Consider the following 17,626-nt stretch of genomic DNA (forward strand, 5'->3'; position numbering starts at 1 on the left):
GGGTCTTAGCCCCGCCGGCCGGGCTGATCCCGGTGGGGTAGCGGCAGAAGACTCCGTGGGTGGGACGCCGCCGGACTCCGGCCGGACGACGATTGGCAGTCATGGAAACCCCACAGAGGTATATCCACGGGGCGGCGTTGCTGGCCACCGGCCTGCTCGCGGGCGCGTTCGGGTACGGCGCGGCCAATGTGATCCCCACGTTCGGGGCCGTTCCGCTGGATGTGCGCCTGACCTTCCACACCACGATGATGAAGGTCAACGAGCCGATCATGCAGAGCGCGATGGCGCTGGCCATCCTCACCACCTTCGGTCTGGCGATCGCCGGTCGCGGCCGGGTGCGCGGGCTGGCGCTCGGCGCCGGTGCGCTGGCGCTGACCTCGCTGCTCGTCACCGTGTTCGGCAACGTCCCGCTGCACGCGCGTTTCCGAGAATGGGCCGCGGGTCCGGTGCCGGACGGCTACGCCGAGGTCTTCCGGCGGTGGGAGCTGTTCCACGACCTGCGCACCCTGACCGCGCTGGCCGCCTTCGCCTTGATCATCACCATCGCCGTCGTCCATCGGCCCTCCGGCCGCTGAGGAGAACGCCCATGTTCCGTTCCACCATGACCATCTTGACCAGCAAGGATCCGACCCCGCGGACCGAGGCTCACCTGCGTGCCCGGGTCGCGTCCGACGCACGGGTGCGGCGCGTCGGCTCGATCATCTGGACGGTGACGCCGTGAACATCACCCTCATCGGCTCCACCGGCCGCACCGGGCGCTACGTCCTGGCCGAGGCGCTGCGCCGCGGTCACCGTGTCACCGCCTTCACCCGCAACGCCGCCGCCCTGGAGGCGCGGCCGCACGCCGTCGTCGAGGGCGACGGCCGAGACCTGGAGAAGATGCGCACGGCGGTGGCGGACGCGGACGCGGTGATCTCCATCATCAACGGCGGCGACAGCCGCGACCCGCATCGCGCGGCCGAGGCCACCCGCACCGTCATGCGGGCCATGACCGAGACCGGGGTGGAGCGGCTGATCGTCACCACTCCCTACCCGATCGTCGCCCGCAGGCCGTTCCTGCTGATCTGGCTGCTGCACCGCCTGCTGGCCACCCAGTACGCCGACGCCCGCGACCTGGAGCAGGCCGTGACCACCGGCGACCTGGACTGGACCATCGTCAGGCTGACCCGGCTCACCGACCGGCCCGCCACCGGGACGGCCGTGATCCGTCGCGAGCTGCTGGGTACGCCGCGTTCCCTGACCAGGGCGGACGTGGCGACCACTCTCCTGGACATCGTCCAGGAGGGTCACCTGAGCCGCGTGGCGGTCAACGTCCAAGGCCGCTGAGCCGGCCACACGGTCACGCCGGGGGCGAGGGGAGGAGCAGGCGTTCCATGGCGGGGCGCAGGGGCGGGCCGATCTCGACGGGGCGGCGGGTGTGCCGGTCCACGAAGACGTGTGTGAAGTCGCCCTCGGCGACCAGCGTGTCCCCGGCGAACAGGGCGAGTTCGTAGCGGACGCTGGACCGGCCGAGGTGCCCGATCCGCAGGCCCACGCTGATCACCTGCGGAAAGGACACCGAGGCGCGGTAGGAGCAGCGCGACTCCACGCACAGCCCGATCGCCGGGCCCTCGTGGATGTCCAGCCCGGCCTCCTCGATCAGCCAGGTGTTGATCACGGTGTCCATCAGCGAGTAGTGCACGACGTTGTTGACGTGCCCGTAGACGTCGTTGTCCTTCCAGCGGGTGGGCACGTCCCGCCAGTGGCGATACGCCGCCCGGTCGTTCACAGGCCCGTTCACAGCCCCGTTCACAGTCCGAGGTCCCGCCCGACGATCTCGCGCATGATCTCGTTGGACCCCGCCCAGATCCGGGTCACCCTGGCGTCCGCCCAGGCCCGCGCCACGCGATACTCCTTCATGTAGCCGTAGCCGCCGTAGAGCTGCACGCAGGCGTCGATCACCTGGTTCTGCACCTCGGCGGTCCACATCTTGGCCTTGGCCGCGTCGACCGCCGTCAGCTCCCCGCCGGCGTGGGCGGCCACGCACTGGTCGACGTACGCCCGGGTCACCTCCACCTTCGTCACGAGGTCGGCCAGGGTGAACTTGTTGTACTGGAAGCTGCCGATCGCCTGGCCGAACGCCCTGCGCTCCTTCACGTACGACAGGGTCTCGGCGAGCACGGCGGCGGCGTGGGCGAGGTTGGTGACGGCGCTGCCGAGCCGTTCCTGGGGGAGGCGCTCCATCATGGCGACGAACCCCCGGTCCACCTCGCCGATCACGTTGGCGGCCGGCACCCGCACGCCCTCGAAGAACAGCTCGGCCGTGTCGGCCTCCGGCTGGCCGATCTTGTCGAGCTTGCGCCCCCGGTGGAAGCCGGGCATGCCCTCCTCGACCGCGAACAGCGTGATGCCCTTGGCCCGCTTCTCCGGGCTGGTCCTTGCCGCCACCACGACGAGGCCGGCCTGGTAGCCGTTCGTGATGAACGTCTTGGAGCCGTCGATGATCCAGTCGGAGCCGTCCCTGACGGCGGTCGTGCGCAGCGCCGCCAGGTCCGACCCGCCGCCCGGCTCGGTCATGCCGATCGCGGTGATCAGCTCTCCCGAGCAGAACGGCGGCAGCCAGCGCTTCTTCTGCTCGTCCGTCGTCAGGTCCACCAGGTAGGGCGCGACCACGTCGAAGTGGATGCCGAAACTGGACGCCAGAGCCATGCCGACCCCGGCCAGTTCCTCGATGAGTACGGCGTTGAAGCGGTAGTCGCCCGCCGCCGCGCCGTCGTACTCCTCGGGGACCTCAAGGCCGAGGAATCCCTGCCGTCCGGCCTCCCGCCACACCTCGCGGTCGATCAGCCGGCGCTCGATGAACTCCTCGGCCCTCGGGGCGACCGAGCGGATCACGAACTGCCGCACGGAGTCGCGGAAGGCCTCGTGGTCCTCGCCGTAAATGGTGCGTCGCATCGATTCTCCAGACGATTATTCGGTAGGGGGACTCTAGCGAGTCACCTCCGGCGCGGACGCGGCGGCCGTCGCCCCTCAGCCCACCGGAACCGGGTAGTCCTTCGCCAGCCCGGAGACCTCCGCCTCCTTGAAGACCACCGCGCCGCCGAGCGCCGCCTTGTCGGGCTTGAGCACGTACGACGACCGGGTGGCGGGCTTGTCGAAGAACGTGAAGTCCATCGGCGTGCCGAAGTCGCCGCCGAAGCCCGACTGCGAGCGGTGCGCGTTCAGTACGCCGTCCCGGGTGAGGTCCTTGGCCTCGCACGCCTTCTTCATCGCCTCGTCCACGATCATCGCGGCGCTCCAGCCGGTGGGCACGCCGCTGTCGAGCGTCTCGCCGGGATACTTCGCCTGGTAGTCGGCCACCAGCCGCTGCATCGCCGCGTTCCCGGCGCTGACCGGCGTCCCCGCCGACACGTAGTAGAAGTCCTTCAGCAGGGCCGGCCCGGCCGGGGTCGCGAGGAGCTGCGGAGAGTAGGCCGAGTTGCTGCCGACGAACGGCACGTCCATCCCCTTGGCCAGGGACACGCCGACCAGCGAGGCCGTCTGCCGGGGCCCCACCGAGACGAGGACGGCCTTCACCCCGGCCGCCTTGAACGCCGCCACCTGGGCGCTCATGTCCTGGTCGGTCGCCTTGATCTTCTGCTCGACGATCTGCAGGCCGAGCTTGCCCGCGGCGTACTTCGAGCCGTTGAGCGAGCTCTCGCCGTAGTCGCCCTCGAAGTACAGGTGCCCGATCTTGTCGCCGGACGTGATCCCCTTCTCCTTCGTGAGGAACTCGACGGCATTGATCATGTCCACGTCGTACGTCGTGCCGGTCACCTGGATGGCCCGGCTGCCGAGCAGCGTGGTCGCCCACGCCATCGGGATCGTGAGCAGCTTGTCGCCGTCGATGCGCTGCTTCAACGCCGTGATCATCGGGGAGCCGATGAACTGCGCGATCGCCGCCGACTTGGGCGCGACCTCGGTGTAGGCGGCCACGGCCTTCTGCGTGTCGTAGCCGTGGTCGCGGACGACCAGCTCGTACTTGCGCCCGCAGACCCCGCCGGCGGCGTTGACCTGGTCGAAGTACAGCTGCTGCGCCTGCGTCTGGCTCTTGCCGAACGACGCGTACGGACCGGTCAGGTCGGTGAGCGCGCTCACGGTGATCGTGGTGGCCGTGACGCCGGGACCCGTCTTGACTCCGTCACCGCCGGCCGCCCCGGCGCCTTCGCCTCCGCCACCGCCCGTGGCCTTGCCGCTCGCGCATCCCGTCGCCGAGGCCGCGACGGCCAGGGACAGCAGGGCTAACGCCGCGACGCCGGCGCGGGTGCCGATTTTGCCCATCTGAGCTCCTTGAGTCGAACGCGGCCGAGCCGCGTGGCGAGCCCGGCCAGACCGCCGGGCAGGAACAGCACCACCGCGACGACGGCGGCGCCGTAGAGGATCCGCGCGGCCTCGGCGGGGGAGACCCCGCCGGAACCCGGCTCGGCCACCAGCGGCAGGGCGTCGCTGTAGCGCGTGAGCAGCTGGGGGAGCAGGGAGACGAACGCGGCCCCGGCGACCGCCCCGGCGACCGACCCCAGGCCGCCGATCACGATCATCGCGAGGTAGTCGAGCGACAGCAGCATGCCGAAGTAGTCCGGCACGACCTGCTGGAAGACCAGGGCGACGAGCACCCCGGCGAGCCCGCCGTACATGGACGACAGGACGAACACGCCCGCGCGGTATCGGGCGACGGGCACGCCCATCACCCCCGCGGCGATCTCGTGGTCCCTGATCGTGTTCATCGCCAGCCCGGGACGGCCGCGCAGCACGCCCCTGGCGAACACGGCCGCGCCCGCGAGCAGCGCGATCCCGAGGAACCACAGCCGTTCGAGCGAACCGAACGGCACGTTCAGCACCACCAGCTCCGGAGTGTCGGCGAAGACGAGGCCGAACAGCTCCATCGGCGGCACCGGCCGTCCGTTGAAGCCGCCGGTCACCGGCTCCGCGTTGAACAGGATGTGCTGGCCGACGAAGATCAGGGCGAGGGTGGCGATGCCCAGGTAGGCGCCCCTGAGGCGGCCGGCGATCGGGCTGAACAGGCCGCCGGACACCCCCGCGACGATCACCGCGGCCACGGCCGCGAGCGGCGTCGGCAGCCCCAGATCGGTCGACAGGAAGACGTAGGAGTACGCCCCGACCGCGAGGAAGAAGGCGTGCCCCAGGGACAGCTGCCCGGTCGCCCCGGTCAGCAGGTTGATCCCGATCGCGCCGATCGCCGCGGACATCGCGAACAGCCCCGTCTGCAGCCAGAACCCCTCCAGGTAGAAGGGCACCGCGACGGACACCATGACGGACACCGCGAGCACCGCGAGCCGCAGCACGGCCCGGAGGGGTCGTGCCGTGCCACGCGCGGGCCAGGGCGTGCTGAGGGCGGGCGTGCTGGGGGCGGGCGTGCTGGGGGCGGGCGTGCTGGGGGCGGGCGTGCTGGGGGCGGGTGCGCCGGGCTCGGGAGTCCCCGCTGCGGGCGAGTCGCGTCCGGGCGTCGCCGCCGTGGGTGTGGGTTCAGACACGGGCCGGCTCCTTCGTGCCGAACAGCCCGGAGGGCCGCAGCAGCAGGATCACGATCATCACGAGGAACGGCGCCGCGTCGCCGATGCCGCGGCCCAGGAAGGCGAGCTCGCTCTGGTAGCCGCTCATCAGCGTCTCGGTGACGCCCACGATCAGCCCGCCGGCCAGCGCGCCGGTGGTCGAGTCGAGCCCGCCGAGGATGGCGGCGGGGAACGCCTTCATCGCCGCCGCGGCCGTGCCCCTGTCCAGACCCGGCGTCGGGAAGACGCACAGGAACATCGCCGCGACCGCGGCCAGCGCCCCGGCGACGGCCCACGCGCTGAGCGAGACCCGGCCGAGCCGCACGCCCATCAGCGCGGCGGTCTCCGCGTCCTCGGCCGTCGCGCGCATCGCCACGCCCCAGCCGGTGAACTTGAAGGCGAGCAGGAACGCCACGATCAGCGCGGCGGCGACCGCGAGCGCCACGACGCGGGTCTCGGCGACCGTGACCGGGCCGAGGCGCAGCACCCGGTCGCCCCAGGGGTCGCCGAGGGCGAGCACCTCGGTGCCGATCCGGCGGGTGAGCTCGGTCGTCAGCAGGATGTCCACGCCGATCGTGACAATGGCCAGCACGCCGCGCGAGCCGACGTGCGCCCGGCGCAGGATCAGGAACTCCACCAGCGCGCCGACCAGGGCCGCCGCCGCGATCCCGGCCGCCAGCGCCGCCCAGAACCCGATCAGCGGGTGCAGCCGGGCGATCACGTAGCCGCCGGCCAGCAGCAGCGACGCGTGCGTGAAGTTGACGACCTCGGTCGCCTTGAAGATCACCACGAAGCCGAGAGCGATCAGTGCGTACACGGCTCCGACCGAGATGCCGTTGACGAGCAGCTCCAGGAAGACCGCCATCACGCCTGCCCCCGCCCACCGGAGGGGCGGCCGTAGTCGCCGAGATAGGCGCGGATCACCTCGGGGTCGCGCTGGACCTCCTCAGGCGGCCCGTCCGCGATCCGCCTGCCGAAGTCGAGCACGGTCACCGCGTCGGCGATCCGCATGACCACGCCCATGTCGTGCTCGACCAGCAGGATCGAGATGCCGAGGCTCTCGCGCACCGACTCGATGAGGCCGGCCATCTCCCGCCGCTCGCCGCCGTTCATCCCCGCCACCGGCTCGTCCAGCAGGAGCAGCCGCGGCTCCATGCACAGCGCCCGGGCCAGCTCCACCCGCTTCTGCACGCCGTACGGCAGCAGCCCCACCGGGATGGACAGCGCGTCGCCGACACCCGCGAACTCCGCGATCTCCGCCACGCGCGCGCCGTGCCGTACGGCCTCGCGCCTCGCCGTGGGCAGCCGCAGGCCGGCCGAGACGAAGCCGGCACGGGTCAGGCGGTGCCGGCCGAGCATGAGGTTGTCGCGGACCGTCAGGTGGGGCGACAGGGCGATGTTCTGGAACGTCCGCGCCACGCCCAGCGCGGCAACCTGGTGCGGGCGCAGCGAGGTCAGTTCGGCGCCGCCGAAGCGCACGCCGCCCGAGGTGGCGCGGTAGACGCCCGACAGCACGTTGAAGCAGGTGGACTTGCCCGCGCCGTTCGGGCCGATCAGCGCGTGCACGCTGCCGGGGGCCACGGTGAAGCTCACCGCGTCGAGGGCCGTGAGCCCGGCGAAGCGCACCGTCACCTCGCTGACCACGAGTTCCGCCGGGCCGTCGCCGGCGGCCGTACCGACCGGTTGGTTTCTGAGGGGTATGCGTCGCCGCCTCGTCGGGTGTGCGCGCGGCTCGCCGCGGCGGTGGGTCATGCCGTCCATCTCGCCAGCCTGGTCCTCTCGTGCCTCGCGGGCCTCTCATGCTCTTCGGGGGTGGGACCGGAGTCGGTACCGACCGGTCGGTCTGAATGGGTCGCGCCGACACCGAGATAGCGGCGGCGCACCTCGTCGCTGGCCGCCAGGTCCGCCGCCGGTCCCGACAGTGCCACCTCGCCGACCTCCAGCACGTACGCCCGCTCGGCCAGCGCGAGCGCCATGGCCGCGTTCTGCTCCACCAGCAGCACCGACGTCCCCTGGGCGTTGATCTGCCGCACGGTGTCGGCGATCCGGGCCGCCATCAGCGGCGCGAGCCCGAGCGTGGGCTCGTCGAGCAGCAGCAGCGACGGCCCGGCCATGAGCGCCCGGCCGATCGCCAGCATCTGCTGTTCGCCGCCCGACAGCAGGCCCGCCCGCTGGTGCGCCCGCTCGGCCAGCACCGGGAAGAGGTCGAGCACCCGCTCACGGGCCGTCGCCGCGAGCCTGCCCGGCACGCCAAGGGCTCCGGCGCGCAGGTTCTCGGCCACCGTCATCCGGGCGAACACCCGTCGCCCCTCCGGCACCTGGACCACGCCGCGCCGCACGACGGCCGCGGCCGGCACTCCGTCGAGCCGGGACCCGCCGAAGGCGACCGTCCCCGACGTGATCGCGCCCCGGTGGAACCGCAGCGTCCCCGAGACGGCCCGCAGCAGCGTCGTCTTTCCCGCACCGTTCGCGCCGAGCACCGCGGCCACCGCGCCCCCGGGCACGGACAGGTGGACGCCCCGCAGGGCGCGTACGGGGCCGTACCGCACCTCCAGGCCCCTGATCTCGAGGCCAACGGTCTTCTCGGGGTCCGTGATCCGCGGGCCCTCGCTCCTTGGGCCGCCGGTCTCCGGGCCCGCCTCACCAGACATCCGCGCCTCCTGTGACTTCGATGAAGGCACACCCAACCCACCGTGGTCGAGGGCCGTCCAGCGCCGGAGGTCAAGTCGGGACCCCAGCCCATGCCCGCCGGTCGTGCCCTGTGCTCCAGCACAATCCCGCATCACGAAACGAGAACCGAACCTTGTTCCGGACGCTGGTGGCTGGCACATTCGGGGCATGAGGTCCAGGACGGACGCCGAGGTCCGGGAACTGCTGCGGACCTCCGCCGCAGGCCTGCTGGAACGGCTCCCCGAGCTCGCCGACGAGCTGGTGAAGCGCGGCAGGGACAGCGACGAGGCCTACCGCATGACGGTCCCCTTCGAGGACCACTGGAAGAGCACCCACGAGGGGCTGCGCGTGGGCATCACCGCGATCCTGCAGCCCCGGCACGAGCGGCGCGACGTCGCGTACGCCCAGACGGTCGGGCGAAGGCGGGCCGAGTTCGGGCTCCCGCTGGACTCCCTCATGCGCAGCTACCGCCTGGCCGCGCAGGTCACCTGGAACGGCGTCATCGACATCATCGGCGACCAGGGCCAGGAGCGGCTGCCCGCCCTGCTGCGCAGCGCCACCCACGTGTGGCACGCCATCGACCGTCAGGCCGTGGCGGCGGCCGACGCCTACCGCCGCCGGGAGAACGAGCTGCTCGGGCGGACCAACCAGCGCGTCAACGCCATGCTCGACGCGCTCCTGGAGGGCCGCGCCGACCCGGCGGTGGCGGGCGTGGCGGCCGGGGCACTCGGCCTACCGGAGCACGGCCGCTATGCGGTCGTCACAACGCGGCTGCCCGCGCAGCCCGACCGGGTGCACCGCCCCGACGAGATCGGCGGGCTGCGCTTCCTATGGCGCATGCGCCCGGACCTGGAGATGGCCGTGGTGTACCTCGGCGACCGGGAGCTGGACGACCTGGTGGCCGCGATCACCCCGGTCGTCTGCGCGAGCGCCGGCGTCAGCCCGGTGGTGGAGAGCCTCGCCGACCTCGGCACGGCCCGGCGGCTGGCGGAGGTGGCCATGCGCACCTGCTCGGGGACCGCGCCGGAGATCGCGCGGCTCGACCGGCGGCTGCCCGCCGCCCTGGTGGTCTGCCAGCCGGAGCTGGCCGGGCACCTCGCGGGCGGCGTCCTCGGCCCGATCATCGCCTCGCCCGACGGCGGCGTGCTGCTCGCGACACTGGAGGCGTGGCTGCGCTGCGAGGGGTCGGCCGTCCGGGCGGCGGTCGAGCTCTACTGCCACCGCAACACCGTCTTCAACCGCGTGCGCCGCATCGAGCAGCTCACCGGCCGGTCGCTGGCCCGTCCCCTGGACGTGGTCGAGCTCTCCCTCGCCCTCGACGCCGTCCGCCTCCTCCCCGGCACCTGATCTCCTGCACTCAGTGTGATGTGCCGCTTACAGCGCGTATCATCTGGCCCACTGTGGCTCTCTTGGCGTTCATCGACGAAAGCATGCGGCGCAGGAGCGGTGACGCCTACGTGTACGCCTTGGCGGCCGTCCTGCTGGAGGAGCATGTCTGCGCGGAGTTACGAGAGCGGATGTTGGGGCTGAGGGTCGGCAGGAGCCAGACGATTCACTGGCGGGATGAATCTCCCGCTCGTCACGTGCTCATCGCCGAGGCCGTGGCGAGGATGCCGTTGCGGGCCATGGTCGTAGTGGACATTTATCCGGAGAACGGCAAAGCGGAGCGAGCGAGGCGCATCTGTCTGGACAGGCTCCTGTGCGAGCTGTCTCAGCAGAAGGTGGAGACGGTCTGCATCGAGACGCGAGACCAATGGCACGACAGACGAGACCGCGCATTGGTGGACGCGCTCCGCGGGGCCGGTCGAGTCGAGCGAGGCCTGCGAGCGCAGTGGAGGAGATCGACGGATGAGCCGCTGCTCTGGCTCGCCGACGTACTCGTGGGCAGCGTCGTGTGGTGGCTCGGCGGCGAGGGTGAGAGCTTCGACATCATCCGGCAGATGATCGAGTTCCTGTGACCGTTCCTCGTGGTGTCCGGTCTGGAAACCGCGAAGCCGGAAACCGCGAAGGCCGGGCGCCCGATTCCATCGGGAGATCCCGGCCTCACTTCCGCGGCCCCAGCGGGGCCCGGCGGTCACAGTATGTCACCGCATACGGCTGGAGCGCAACCACGCCCCCTCGTCGTTCTGGTGGCTTCTCAGGGGGCCACTTTTGGCGCAAGTGCCCCGAGTGGGATTCGAACCCACACTGAATGGATTTTGAGGCCATCGACTCTGCCGATTGGTCTATCGGGGCTATTTCCGGATTTGTCCGGTTTTGGCAATGGGTACCACACAGCAGTCGATCTTGCTTCGAGATCGCTTAGGGCATCCCCTGCCGTGGTCCTAATGTAGCGGACGTCGGTAACCTCTTGTGCGTGAGTACGCAGCGGCGAGTGGTGATCGCGGAAGACGAGGCGCTGATCCGCCTCGACCTGAAGGAGATGCTCGAAGAGGACGGTTACGCCGTGGTCGGCGAGGCCGGCGACGGCGAGACGGCGGTCAAACTCGCCGTGGAGCTCCGCCCAGATCTGGTGATCCTGGACGTCAAGATGCCCGTGCTCGACGGGATCTCCGCGGCCGAGCGCATCGTCTCGGAACGCATAGCGCCGTGCCTCATCCTCACCGCGTTCTCGCAGCGAGACCTGGTCGAACGGGCCAGGGACGCGGGCGCGATGGCCTACCTGGTCAAGCCGTTCACCAAGGGCGACCTGGTGCCGGCCATCGAGATGGCGGTCAGCCGGCACGAGGAGCTCGCCGCGCTGGAGAAGGAGGTCTCCACGCTGTCGGAGCGGCTGGAGACCAGGAAGCTCGTGGAACGGGCGAAGGGCCTGCTCATGGCCCAGCACGGGTGGACCGAGCCGCAGGCCTTCCGGTGGATCCAGAAGGCGTCGATGGACCGGCGCATGAGCATGCGCCAGGTGGCCCAGGTCGTGGTCAACGAGAACGGCGGCGAGGTCCAGCCACCCGCCTGATCGTCGCCCTGCTGATCGCGGAGAAGAAGACTCCTGGTCAGGGGCCGTCCCGCTAAGTTGAGGAGTTATTACGACTCCGCATCCAAGTGCGGACAGTTCTGATGCATCCCTGGTCGGGGCATGCCCCGCCTATGTACCTTTCAGCCATTCGATCGGGACCAGTCGGGAGCGCTGACGATTCCCGGGCCTGGATGAAGGAGATGCTTCATGATCCGCATTGCCCCCCTCGGGCGGGCGCTGGCCGTCGCCGCAGCCGCCAGCCTCGCGCTGACGGCCTGTGGCGGTGGTGAGGACAGCGCCGCGCCGGCTTCCTCGGCGCCGGCGGCCGAGTCCTCGGCACCCGCTGCCGCCACCGCCCAGGGCGATGGCGTTCTCACCGTCGGCACGCTGCTGCCGCAGACCGGCTCGCTCGCCTTCCTCGGCCCGCCGGAGTTCGCGGGTGTCGGGCTGGCGGTCAAGGAGATCAACGACGCCGGTGGTGTCCTCGGCAAGCCGGTGACTCAGATCGACACCGACTCGGGTGACACGTCGACCAACATTGCGTCCCAGTCTGTCGACAAGTTGCTGCAGCAGAAGGCCGACGTGGTCATCGGTGCCGCCTCGTCCTCGGTGTCGCTGTCGGTCATCGACAAGATCACCGGTGCGGGCGTTGTCCAGATCTCGCCGGCGAACACCTCGGACCAGTTCACCACGTACAACGACAAGGGCCTGTACTTCCGTACGGCTCCGCCGGACGTGCTGCAGGGCCGTGTCCTCGGCGACCTCATCCTCGCCGACGGCAACGACACGGTCGGCATCCTGGCCCTCCAGGACGCGTACGGCACCGGCCTCGCGGACAACGTGCAGAAGGCGGTCGAGGGCGGCGGCGGCCAGGTCGTGGAAAAGGTCATCTACGACCCGAAGGCGGCCGACTACTCGGCGGACGTCGCCAAGATCAAGGAAGCCAACCCGAAGGCCGTCGCGCTGATCGGCTTCGACGAGACCAAGAAGATCATTCCTGAGCTCGTCAAGCAGGGCCTGACCGCCAAGAAGGTGAAGTACTACTTCGTCGACGGCAACCTGTCCAACTACGGCACGGGCAAGGACGGCTTCCCCAAGGGCACGCTCGACGGCGCCAAGGGCACCCAGCCGGGCGCCCAGGTCTCCGACGACTTCAAGGCCAAGCTGAAGACGATCGACCCGAACCTGAAGGACTACAACTACGGTCCCGAGTCGTACGACGCGACGATCCTGACCGCGCTCGCGGCGATCGCCGCCAAGAGCGACGCTCCCGCGGACATCGCGGCCCACCTGGCCGAGGTCTCCACCGGCGGGGAGAAGTGCAAGGACTTCAAGTCCTGCAACGACCTGCTGACGGCGGGCAAGGACATCGACTTCGACGGCGCGTCCGGCCCGATCGAGTTCAACGAGGCCGGTGACCCGGCCGAGGCGACGATCGGCATCTACGAGTACGGCGCCGACAACACCAACAAGAACATCGCCTTCAACACCGGCAAGATCGCCGGCTGATAGCGAGCACGAGGGGCCCGCTCCCATGGAGCGGGCCCTTCCGCGTCCCCGGAGCTTGCTGGGACGTGGAGAAGCAGGCGTCTTGCCGCAGGAGGTCAGGAACGCGCCGCAGGGGGTCAGGAACGGCCGCAGGCGGTGAGGACGGCGGCGGACGCCTTGCGATACCGGCGGAGCAGGTCCGTACGGCGGGAACCGGCCGTGCCGGCCCGGGACAGGGTCTCGGCGAGCCCGTCGATGGTCGTGACGGCCGCCGAGGCCGAGGCCGGCAGGTGCGGGCCGTACATCGCCAGGGTGCCGCGCAGATAGCCGAAACGGCCGCGTACGTCCCCATCCCAGTGCTGGGCGTCCTCCTGCCCCGCCGGCAGCAGCGACAGCCCCAGATAGCCGATGGCGGACACCACGCGGGCGCAGGGGTCGTCTCCGGCCTTCGCACCGGTGACGTAGACCGCGCCGCTGGTCTTCCCGTACGCGGTGCTCATGGACGAGACAGCGGCGCCCGGCGACGCGTCGGGCTCCGGGGACGGCGACTGGCAGGCGGACAGGCCCACCGCGAGCGCCGAGGCGACCAGTGCCGTGCGGAGGGGGGTTCGGGTCATACGGCCCATTGTCGCCCCCGCGGTCGCCGATCAGATGGAGATCAGGTCACAGACATACGACGAGGGCCCCGGCGGACTCCTCCGCCGGGGCCCTCGTGCGAGCGGCTCAGGCCCGGGCGAGCGTGCCCAGGTAGAGCTGGATGACCTTCGGGTCGTTGATCAGGTCGCGGCCGCTGGCCATGTAGGCGTTGCGGCCCTGGTCGAGCACGTAGCCGCGGTGGCAGATCTGCAGGCAGCGGCGCGCGTTCTGCTCCACCATGATCACGGTCACGCCGGCCTTGTTGATCTGCTGGGCCTGGATGAAGACCAGGTCCTGCAGCTTGGGCGACAGACCCGCGGACGGCTCGTCCAGGAGCAGGACCGACGGCTCGGTCATGAGCGCCCGGCCCATGGCGACCATCTGCCGCTCACCGCCGGACAGCGAGCCGGCGCGCTGCTTACGGCGCTCCCGGAGGGCGGGGAAGATCTCGCAGACGAACTCGAACCGCTCCTTGAACTTGCCGGGCACCTGGAAGGCGCCCATCTCCAGGTTCTCCTCGATGGTGAGGCTGGGGAAGACGTTGTTCGTCTGCGGGACGTAGCCGACCCCGCGGGCCACGAGCGAGTGCGCCTTGAGGCTGGTGATGTCCTCGCCGTTCAGGGTGACCGAGCCGCTGCGCACCGGCACGAGCCCGAACAGGGTCTTCAGCAGGGTCGACTTGCCGGCGCCGTTCGGGCCGATGATGCCGATCAGCTCGCCCTTCTTCACGTACAGGTCGGCGCCGTTGAGGATGTTGACGCCGGGGATGTAGCCGGCGTACAGCTCGTCGGCCCGCAGCAGCGCGTTCTCGGCCCCGGCGAGGTGGTCGGAGCGGTCGACGACGGCCGCCCCCGAGACGGGCTCGGCGCCGTCCTCGTCCGCCGCCGCGACGGGCGCGGGCACGCCGCCGTCCGCCGTGGCGACGTCCGGCGTGCCGGTGCGGTCCTGCCGGTCGGCCTCGTCCGGCGTGGGCGTGCGGTCCGGCTCTGCGGGGTTCTCCGGCGTGGGGGCGCTCATGCCTTCTCCTCGATCTCGGACTCCAGCTCGGCCTCGGCCTCCTGCAGCTGCTCCTCGAACTCCTCGCTGGACATCGGCGCGTCGTGGTGGGCGCCCAGGTAGGCGTCGATCACGCGCGGGTCCGACATGATGGTGTCCGGCGGCCCCTCCGCGATCACGGCGCCCTGGGCCATCACGATCACCCAGTCGCTGATGTCGCGGACCATGTCCATGTCGTGCTCCACGAAGAGCACGGTCATGCCCTCCTCGCGCAGGTCCTTCACGTGCCCGAGGAGCGACTGGGTCAGGGCCGGGTTCACGCCCGCCATGGGCTCGTCCAGCATGACCAGCTCGGGACCGACCATGAGGGCGCGCGCCATCTCCAGCAGCTTGCGCTGGCCGCCGGACAGCGAGCCGGCGAAGTCGTCGCGCTTGGCGTCGAGCTTGAAGCGCTCGAGGAGCTCCTCGGCGCGCTCGGTGATCTCGTCCTCCTGACGGCGCCAGCTGCCCGGGACCAGCGCGCGGAAGAAGTTCTCGCCGCGCTGGTTCTGCGCGCCGAGCCGCATGTTCTCCATCACGGTGAGCTTCGACAGGGCCTTGGTGAGCTGGAACGTGCGGACCATGCCCGCACGGGCCACCCGGTGGGCGGGCACGCCCTTGAGCTGCTTGCCGTTGAACGTCCAGGACCCCTCGTCGGCGCTGTCGAAGCCGGTGAGCTGGTTGAAGAACGTGGTCTTGCCGGCGCCGTTCGGGCCGATCAGCGCGGTGATCGACCCGCGCTGGACCTCCACGTGGTCGACGTCGACGGCGGTGAGGCCGCCGAACCGGCGTACGACCTTGTCGACGACGAGGATGGGATCGGGCTTGGGCACGCCGGGCTCCTGGTCGAGGCCCGCGAAGGCGGCCAGCGCCGCCGCTTTCCTGCCCGGGGTGGTGTCAGCGTGCATCGAGCGCGATCTCCCTCTTGTCACCGAAGATGCCCTGCGGCCGGAAGATGAGCAGGAGCATCAGGCCGAGACCGACCAGCATGAAGCGGACCGCGCCGATGTTGTTCACGGTGAACAACGAGGGGAGCAGCCCGGCGCTCACGGCCTCGCTGAGCGTGTTGCCGACGAAGACCAGCAGCACCCAGAAGATCGCGGCGCCGACGACGGGGCTGAAGACGCGGGCCGCGCCGCCGAGGATCACGATCGTGTACGCGTAGAAGGTGAACTCCGTGCTGAACAGGTCGGGCTGCACCGACGCCTGGCCGAGCGCGAACAGGAAGCCGCCGAGGCAGCCGACCACGCCGCCGAGCACGAGCGCCTGCATCTTGTAGGAGAAGACGTTCTTGCCGAGGCTGCGCACGGCGTCCTCGTCCTCGCGGATGGCCTTGAGCACGCGGCCCCAGGGGCTCTTCATGAGCAGGTAGACCAGCCCGCAGGCGATCGCGATGAGCACCCAGCCGACGGTCAGCACCCACGTCACCCGCTCGTTGAAGCTGATCGGGCCGATGCCGTACGTGCCGGGGGAGTAGGGGTTCATCGCGAAGAAGTCGCCGGAGAAGTTCTGCCGGCCGTCCGAGCCGCCGAAGACGCTGCTGAACTTGACCGACCTGAAGATGAGCCGGACGATCTCGGCCGCCGCGATGGTGACGATGGCGAGATAGTCGGCGCGCAGCCGCAGGGTGGGGATGCCCAGCAGGAAGGCCAGCACGATGGTGGCCGCCAGCCCGATCAGGATGCCGAGCCAGAACGGCAGGTGGAAGGTGGCCACGGTGACGGCCATGCCGTACGCGGCGACGCCGAGGAAGGCCGCCTGGCCGAAGTTCAGCAGCCCGGCGTAGCCGAACTGGATGTTGACGCCGATCGCGGCGAGCGCGTAGACGACGGTCTCCAGGCCGATCGAGGCCTTGACCGTGGTGACGAAAATGGTGTTCCAGTCCACGTGTGGTCTCCGATCAGCCGATGCGCTCGCGCCGGCCGAGGATGCCCTGTGGCCGGAAGAGCATGACGAGGATGAGCACCAGCAGCGCGCCGACGGTCTTCAGCTCGGTCGGCACCACGACGGTGGACAGCTGGATGAACAGGCCGACGACGATGGAGCCGACGAGGGCGCCGAAGGCGGTGCCGAGGCCGCCGAGGGTGACTCCCGCGAAGACGAGCAGCAGGATCTGGAAGCCCATCTGGTAGCTGACGTTCTGCGACAGGCCGAGCATGACGCCCGCGAGCGACGCGACGGCGCCGCCGACGGTCCAGATGATCCGGATGACGCCGTCGACGTTGATGCCGGAGGAGGCCGCCAGCGCGGGGTTGTCGGCGACGGCCCTGGCCGCCTTGCCGACGCGCGTCTTGAGGAGCGCGAGCCCGACGATCACGAGCACGGCGAGCTCGATGCCCATCGCGATGAAGTTCTTCGGCGCGGCGGAGATCGGGCCCACCTGGATGCCGGGCTGGGCGTTGTAGTCCGCGAACGGAGCGCCCTCGCCGCCGAAGAAGAACAGGAAGACGTAGCGGAGGAAGAGGGCGAGGCCGATCGAGATGATCATCATCGCGACCAAGCTGCTGCCCCGTTTGCGCAGCACTCCCCAGAAGAACCGGTCCTGGGTGTATCCGAAGACCCCGCCGATCACCACCGAGATCACCGCGGCGAGGACGAGCGGGATTCCCAGGACCACGTTGAAGAAGTAGGCGCACATCGCGCCGAACGTGAGCAACTCGCCGTGGGCGAAGTTGGTGAGCCCGGTGGTGCCGAACACCAGGGACAGGCCCATGGCCGCGAGGGCGATGATGAGCCCGAGGTTGAAGCCCTCGAAGGTGAGCTGGGCGACCCGGTCCCAGAAGGAGGAGGAGTCCGACGAGGACTGCGCGGCGCCCCCGCCCTGCTGGCCGGCGGGGGCGAGGGCGAACAGGACGTTGCGCTCGCTTCCCTCGTAGACCTGGACGTTCAGGGTGGCCCGGTCCTTGAACTTCAGCCCGACCCCTTGCGGGAGCGTCGACTGGTCAAGTGTGACCTTGTATGTGCCCGCCTCGGGGACCGGCACCTCCCACTTGCCGTCCGAACCCGTGGTGGCGTCTCCGACGGGTTTGCCGTCTTCGCCTGCCACGCTGATCTTCACGCCGTTCACCGGCTGGCCTTGGTTTTGGAGTGTGCCCTTCAACGCCTCCCCGTCCGCCCAGGCGGGGGAGGAGAGGAGAAATACGAGTCCACCCAGGAAGGCCGTGAACGCGATCACGGCTCTGCGCAATGGTGCTCCCTCTGTTCAGGTCTTGGCGGGGTCGTGCCCCCACTGCGGACGCGCAACATCGTCCAGGTTGCTGCGATGTTGTGGCCGGAGCATAAGCCTGAGACGCCCGTTTCGGGGTCGTTCGTCACC

Annotated in this window: 19 protein-coding genes and 1 tRNA gene; 7 read left to right on the plus strand and 13 right to left on the minus strand. The window is 70.3% G+C overall.

From position 1 onward, the window contains the following. Nucleotides 1-101 precede the first annotated feature (101 nt). Genes BXA11_RS02295 through BXA11_RS02300 form a run of 3 tightly spaced genes read left to right on the plus strand, consistent with a single transcriptional unit; the run spans nt 102 to nt 1,326 of the window. Nucleotides 102-575, plus strand: a complete 474-nt coding sequence (locus BXA11_RS02295; RefSeq protein ID WP_076432274.1) for an anthrone oxygenase family protein — start codon at nt 102-104, stop codon at nt 573-575. 11 nt (nt 576-586) lie between these two features. Continuing rightward, on the plus strand, nt 587-721 hold the full coding sequence (locus BXA11_RS45240; RefSeq protein WP_275409673.1) for a hypothetical protein: 135 nt from the start codon (nt 587-589) through the stop codon (nt 719-721). Further along, nucleotides 718-1,326 (plus strand): NAD(P)-dependent oxidoreductase, encoded by a 609-nt coding sequence (locus BXA11_RS02300; RefSeq protein ID WP_076432276.1) that lies wholly within the window; start codon nt 718-720, stop codon nt 1,324-1,326. Before BXA11_RS45240 ends, BXA11_RS02300 begins: the two co-directional genes overlap by 4 nt. Nucleotides 1,327-1,339: 13 nt before the next feature. Here the strand turns inward: BXA11_RS02300 and BXA11_RS02305 are convergent, their stop codons facing one another. The 7 genes from BXA11_RS02305 to BXA11_RS02335 all read right to left on the minus strand — a co-directional run bounded on the left by BXA11_RS02305 (nt 1,340) and on the right by BXA11_RS02335 (nt 8,179). Continuing rightward, nucleotides 1,340-1,780 (minus strand): acyl-CoA thioesterase, encoded by a 441-nt coding sequence (locus BXA11_RS02305; RefSeq protein ID WP_239104828.1) that lies wholly within the window; start codon nt 1,778-1,780, stop codon nt 1,340-1,342. A gap of 8 nt (nt 1,781-1,788) precedes the next feature. Next, nucleotides 1,789-2,934, minus strand: a complete 1,146-nt coding sequence (locus BXA11_RS02310; RefSeq protein ID WP_076432280.1) for an acyl-CoA dehydrogenase family protein — start codon at nt 2,932-2,934, stop codon at nt 1,789-1,791. A gap of 75 nt (nt 2,935-3,009) precedes the next feature. Next, nucleotides 3,010-4,299, minus strand: coding sequence for an ABC transporter substrate-binding protein (locus BXA11_RS02315; protein ID WP_076432282.1), 1,290 nt, complete (start codon nt 4,297-4,299; stop codon nt 3,010-3,012). Then, nucleotides 4,260-5,288 (minus strand): branched-chain amino acid ABC transporter permease, encoded by a 1,029-nt coding sequence (locus BXA11_RS02320; protein WP_076432475.1) that lies wholly within the window; start codon nt 5,286-5,288, stop codon nt 4,260-4,262. Before BXA11_RS02320 ends, BXA11_RS02315 begins: the two co-directional genes overlap by 40 nt. A 214-nt stretch (nt 5,289-5,502) precedes the next feature. After that, nucleotides 5,503-6,393, minus strand: a complete 891-nt coding sequence (locus BXA11_RS02325) for a branched-chain amino acid ABC transporter permease (RefSeq protein WP_030509991.1) — start codon at nt 6,391-6,393, stop codon at nt 5,503-5,505. After that, nucleotides 6,393-7,289 (minus strand): ABC transporter ATP-binding protein, encoded by an 897-nt coding sequence (locus tag BXA11_RS02330; protein ID WP_244303564.1) that lies wholly within the window; start codon nt 7,287-7,289, stop codon nt 6,393-6,395. The genes BXA11_RS02325 and BXA11_RS02330 overlap by 1 nt, the downstream gene beginning before the upstream one ends. Further along, nucleotides 7,277-8,179 (minus strand): ABC transporter ATP-binding protein, encoded by a 903-nt coding sequence (locus BXA11_RS02335; protein WP_083743891.1) that lies wholly within the window; start codon nt 8,177-8,179, stop codon nt 7,277-7,279. The genes BXA11_RS02330 and BXA11_RS02335 overlap by 13 nt, the downstream gene beginning before the upstream one ends. 187 nt (nt 8,180-8,366) lie before the next feature. On the opposite strand from BXA11_RS02335, the gene BXA11_RS02340 reads away from it, so the two are divergent. Then, nucleotides 8,367-9,545 carry a PucR family transcriptional regulator gene (locus BXA11_RS02340; protein WP_076432284.1) on the plus strand — a complete coding sequence of 393 codons (1,179 nt, stop codon included), beginning with the start codon at nt 8,367-8,369 and terminating at the stop codon, nt 9,543-9,545. Between the two features lie 62 nt (nt 9,546-9,607). Next, the gene (locus BXA11_RS02345) at nt 9,608-10,156 is read left to right on the plus strand and encodes a DUF3800 domain-containing protein (RefSeq protein WP_143734043.1); all 549 of its coding nucleotides are present in this window, start codon (nt 9,608-9,610) and stop codon (nt 10,154-10,156) included. Between the two features lie 203 nt (nt 10,157-10,359). Here the strand turns inward: BXA11_RS02345 and BXA11_RS02350 are convergent. Then, nucleotides 10,360-10,433, minus strand: a tRNA-Leu gene (locus BXA11_RS02350). Nucleotides 10,434-10,554: 121 nt separating this feature from the next. On the opposite strand from BXA11_RS02350, the gene BXA11_RS02355 reads away from it, so the two are divergent. Then, the gene (locus BXA11_RS02355) at nt 10,555-11,151 is read left to right on the plus strand and encodes an ANTAR domain-containing response regulator (protein WP_269321804.1); all 597 of its coding nucleotides are present in this window, start codon (nt 10,555-10,557) and stop codon (nt 11,149-11,151) included. A gap of 207 nt (nt 11,152-11,358) precedes the next feature. Further along, on the plus strand, nt 11,359-12,660 hold the full coding sequence (locus tag BXA11_RS02360) for an ABC transporter substrate-binding protein (RefSeq protein ID WP_030509996.1): 1,302 nt from the start codon (nt 11,359-11,361) through the stop codon (nt 12,658-12,660). A 116-nt stretch (nt 12,661-12,776) separates the two neighbouring features. On the opposite strand, the gene BXA11_RS02365 is transcribed toward BXA11_RS02360, so the two are convergent. From BXA11_RS02365 to BXA11_RS02385, 5 genes are all read right to left on the minus strand, one after another. Beyond that, nucleotides 12,777-13,256: a hypothetical protein gene (locus tag BXA11_RS02365; RefSeq protein ID WP_076432288.1), complete on the minus strand. Its 480-nt coding sequence runs from the start codon at nt 13,254-13,256 to the stop codon at nt 12,777-12,779. A gap of 106 nt (nt 13,257-13,362) precedes the next feature. Further along, nucleotides 13,363-14,292, minus strand: coding sequence for an ABC transporter ATP-binding protein (locus BXA11_RS02370; RefSeq protein ID WP_239104829.1), 930 nt, complete (start codon nt 14,290-14,292; stop codon nt 13,363-13,365). Further along, nucleotides 14,289-15,218: an ABC transporter ATP-binding protein gene (locus tag BXA11_RS02375; protein ID WP_076432290.1), complete on the minus strand. Its 930-nt coding sequence runs from the start codon at nt 15,216-15,218 to the stop codon at nt 14,289-14,291. Before BXA11_RS02375 ends, BXA11_RS02370 begins: the two co-directional genes overlap by 4 nt. Further along, entirely contained in the window at nt 15,208-16,197 is a 990-nt protein-coding gene (locus tag BXA11_RS02380; RefSeq protein ID WP_030510000.1) for a branched-chain amino acid ABC transporter permease, read from the minus strand. The genes BXA11_RS02375 and BXA11_RS02380 overlap by 11 nt, the downstream gene beginning before the upstream one ends. Nucleotides 16,198-16,210: 13 nt before the next feature. Further along, on the minus strand, nt 16,211-17,497 hold the full coding sequence (locus tag BXA11_RS02385) for a branched-chain amino acid ABC transporter permease (protein WP_239104830.1): 1,287 nt from the start codon (nt 17,495-17,497) through the stop codon (nt 16,211-16,213). Between the last annotated feature and the right edge of the window lie 129 nt (nt 17,498-17,626).

Source organism: Microbispora rosea (assembly GCF_900156315.1).
In the GTDB taxonomy this organism is placed as follows: Bacteria; Actinomycetota; Actinomycetes; order Streptosporangiales; family Streptosporangiaceae; genus Microbispora; species Microbispora rosea.

Bases quoted from the DNA above. Each gene is read 5' to 3' on its own strand.
- BXA11_RS02295 (WP_076432274.1), top strand. From the start codon at position 102: ATGGAAACCCCACAGAGGTATATCCACGGGGCGGCGTTGCTGGCCACC.
- BXA11_RS45240 (WP_275409673.1), top strand. From the start codon at position 587: ATGTTCCGTTCCACCATGACCATCTTGACCAGCAAGGATCCGACCCCG.
- BXA11_RS02310 (WP_076432280.1), bottom strand. From the start codon at position 2,934: ATGCGACGCACCATTTACGGCGAGGACCACGAGGCCTTCCGCGACTCC.
- BXA11_RS02315 (WP_076432282.1), bottom strand. From the start codon at position 4,299: ATGGGCAAAATCGGCACCCGCGCCGGCGTCGCGGCGTTAGCCCTGCTG.
- BXA11_RS02320 (WP_076432475.1), bottom strand. From the start codon at position 5,288: ATGGTGTCCGTCGCGGTGCCCTTCTACCTGGAGGGGTTCTGGCTGCAG.
- BXA11_RS02325 (WP_030509991.1), bottom strand. From the start codon at position 6,393: ATGGCGGTCTTCCTGGAGCTGCTCGTCAACGGCATCTCGGTCGGAGCC.
- BXA11_RS02330 (WP_244303564.1), bottom strand. From the start codon at position 7,289: ATGGACGGCATGACCCACCGCCGCGGCGAGCCGCGCGCACACCCGACG.
- BXA11_RS02335 (WP_083743891.1), bottom strand. From the start codon at position 8,179: ATGTCTGGTGAGGCGGGCCCGGAGACCGGCGGCCCAAGGAGCGAGGGC.
- BXA11_RS02340 (WP_076432284.1), top strand. From the start codon at position 8,367: ATGAGGTCCAGGACGGACGCCGAGGTCCGGGAACTGCTGCGGACCTCC.
- BXA11_RS02360 (WP_030509996.1), top strand. From the start codon at position 11,359: ATGATCCGCATTGCCCCCCTCGGGCGGGCGCTGGCCGTCGCCGCAGCC.
- BXA11_RS02365 (WP_076432288.1), bottom strand. From the start codon at position 13,256: ATGACCCGAACCCCCCTCCGCACGGCACTGGTCGCCTCGGCGCTCGCG.
- BXA11_RS02370 (WP_239104829.1), bottom strand. From the start codon at position 14,292: ATGAGCGCCCCCACGCCGGAGAACCCCGCAGAGCCGGACCGCACGCCC.
- BXA11_RS02375 (WP_076432290.1), bottom strand. From the start codon at position 15,218: ATGCACGCTGACACCACCCCGGGCAGGAAAGCGGCGGCGCTGGCCGCC.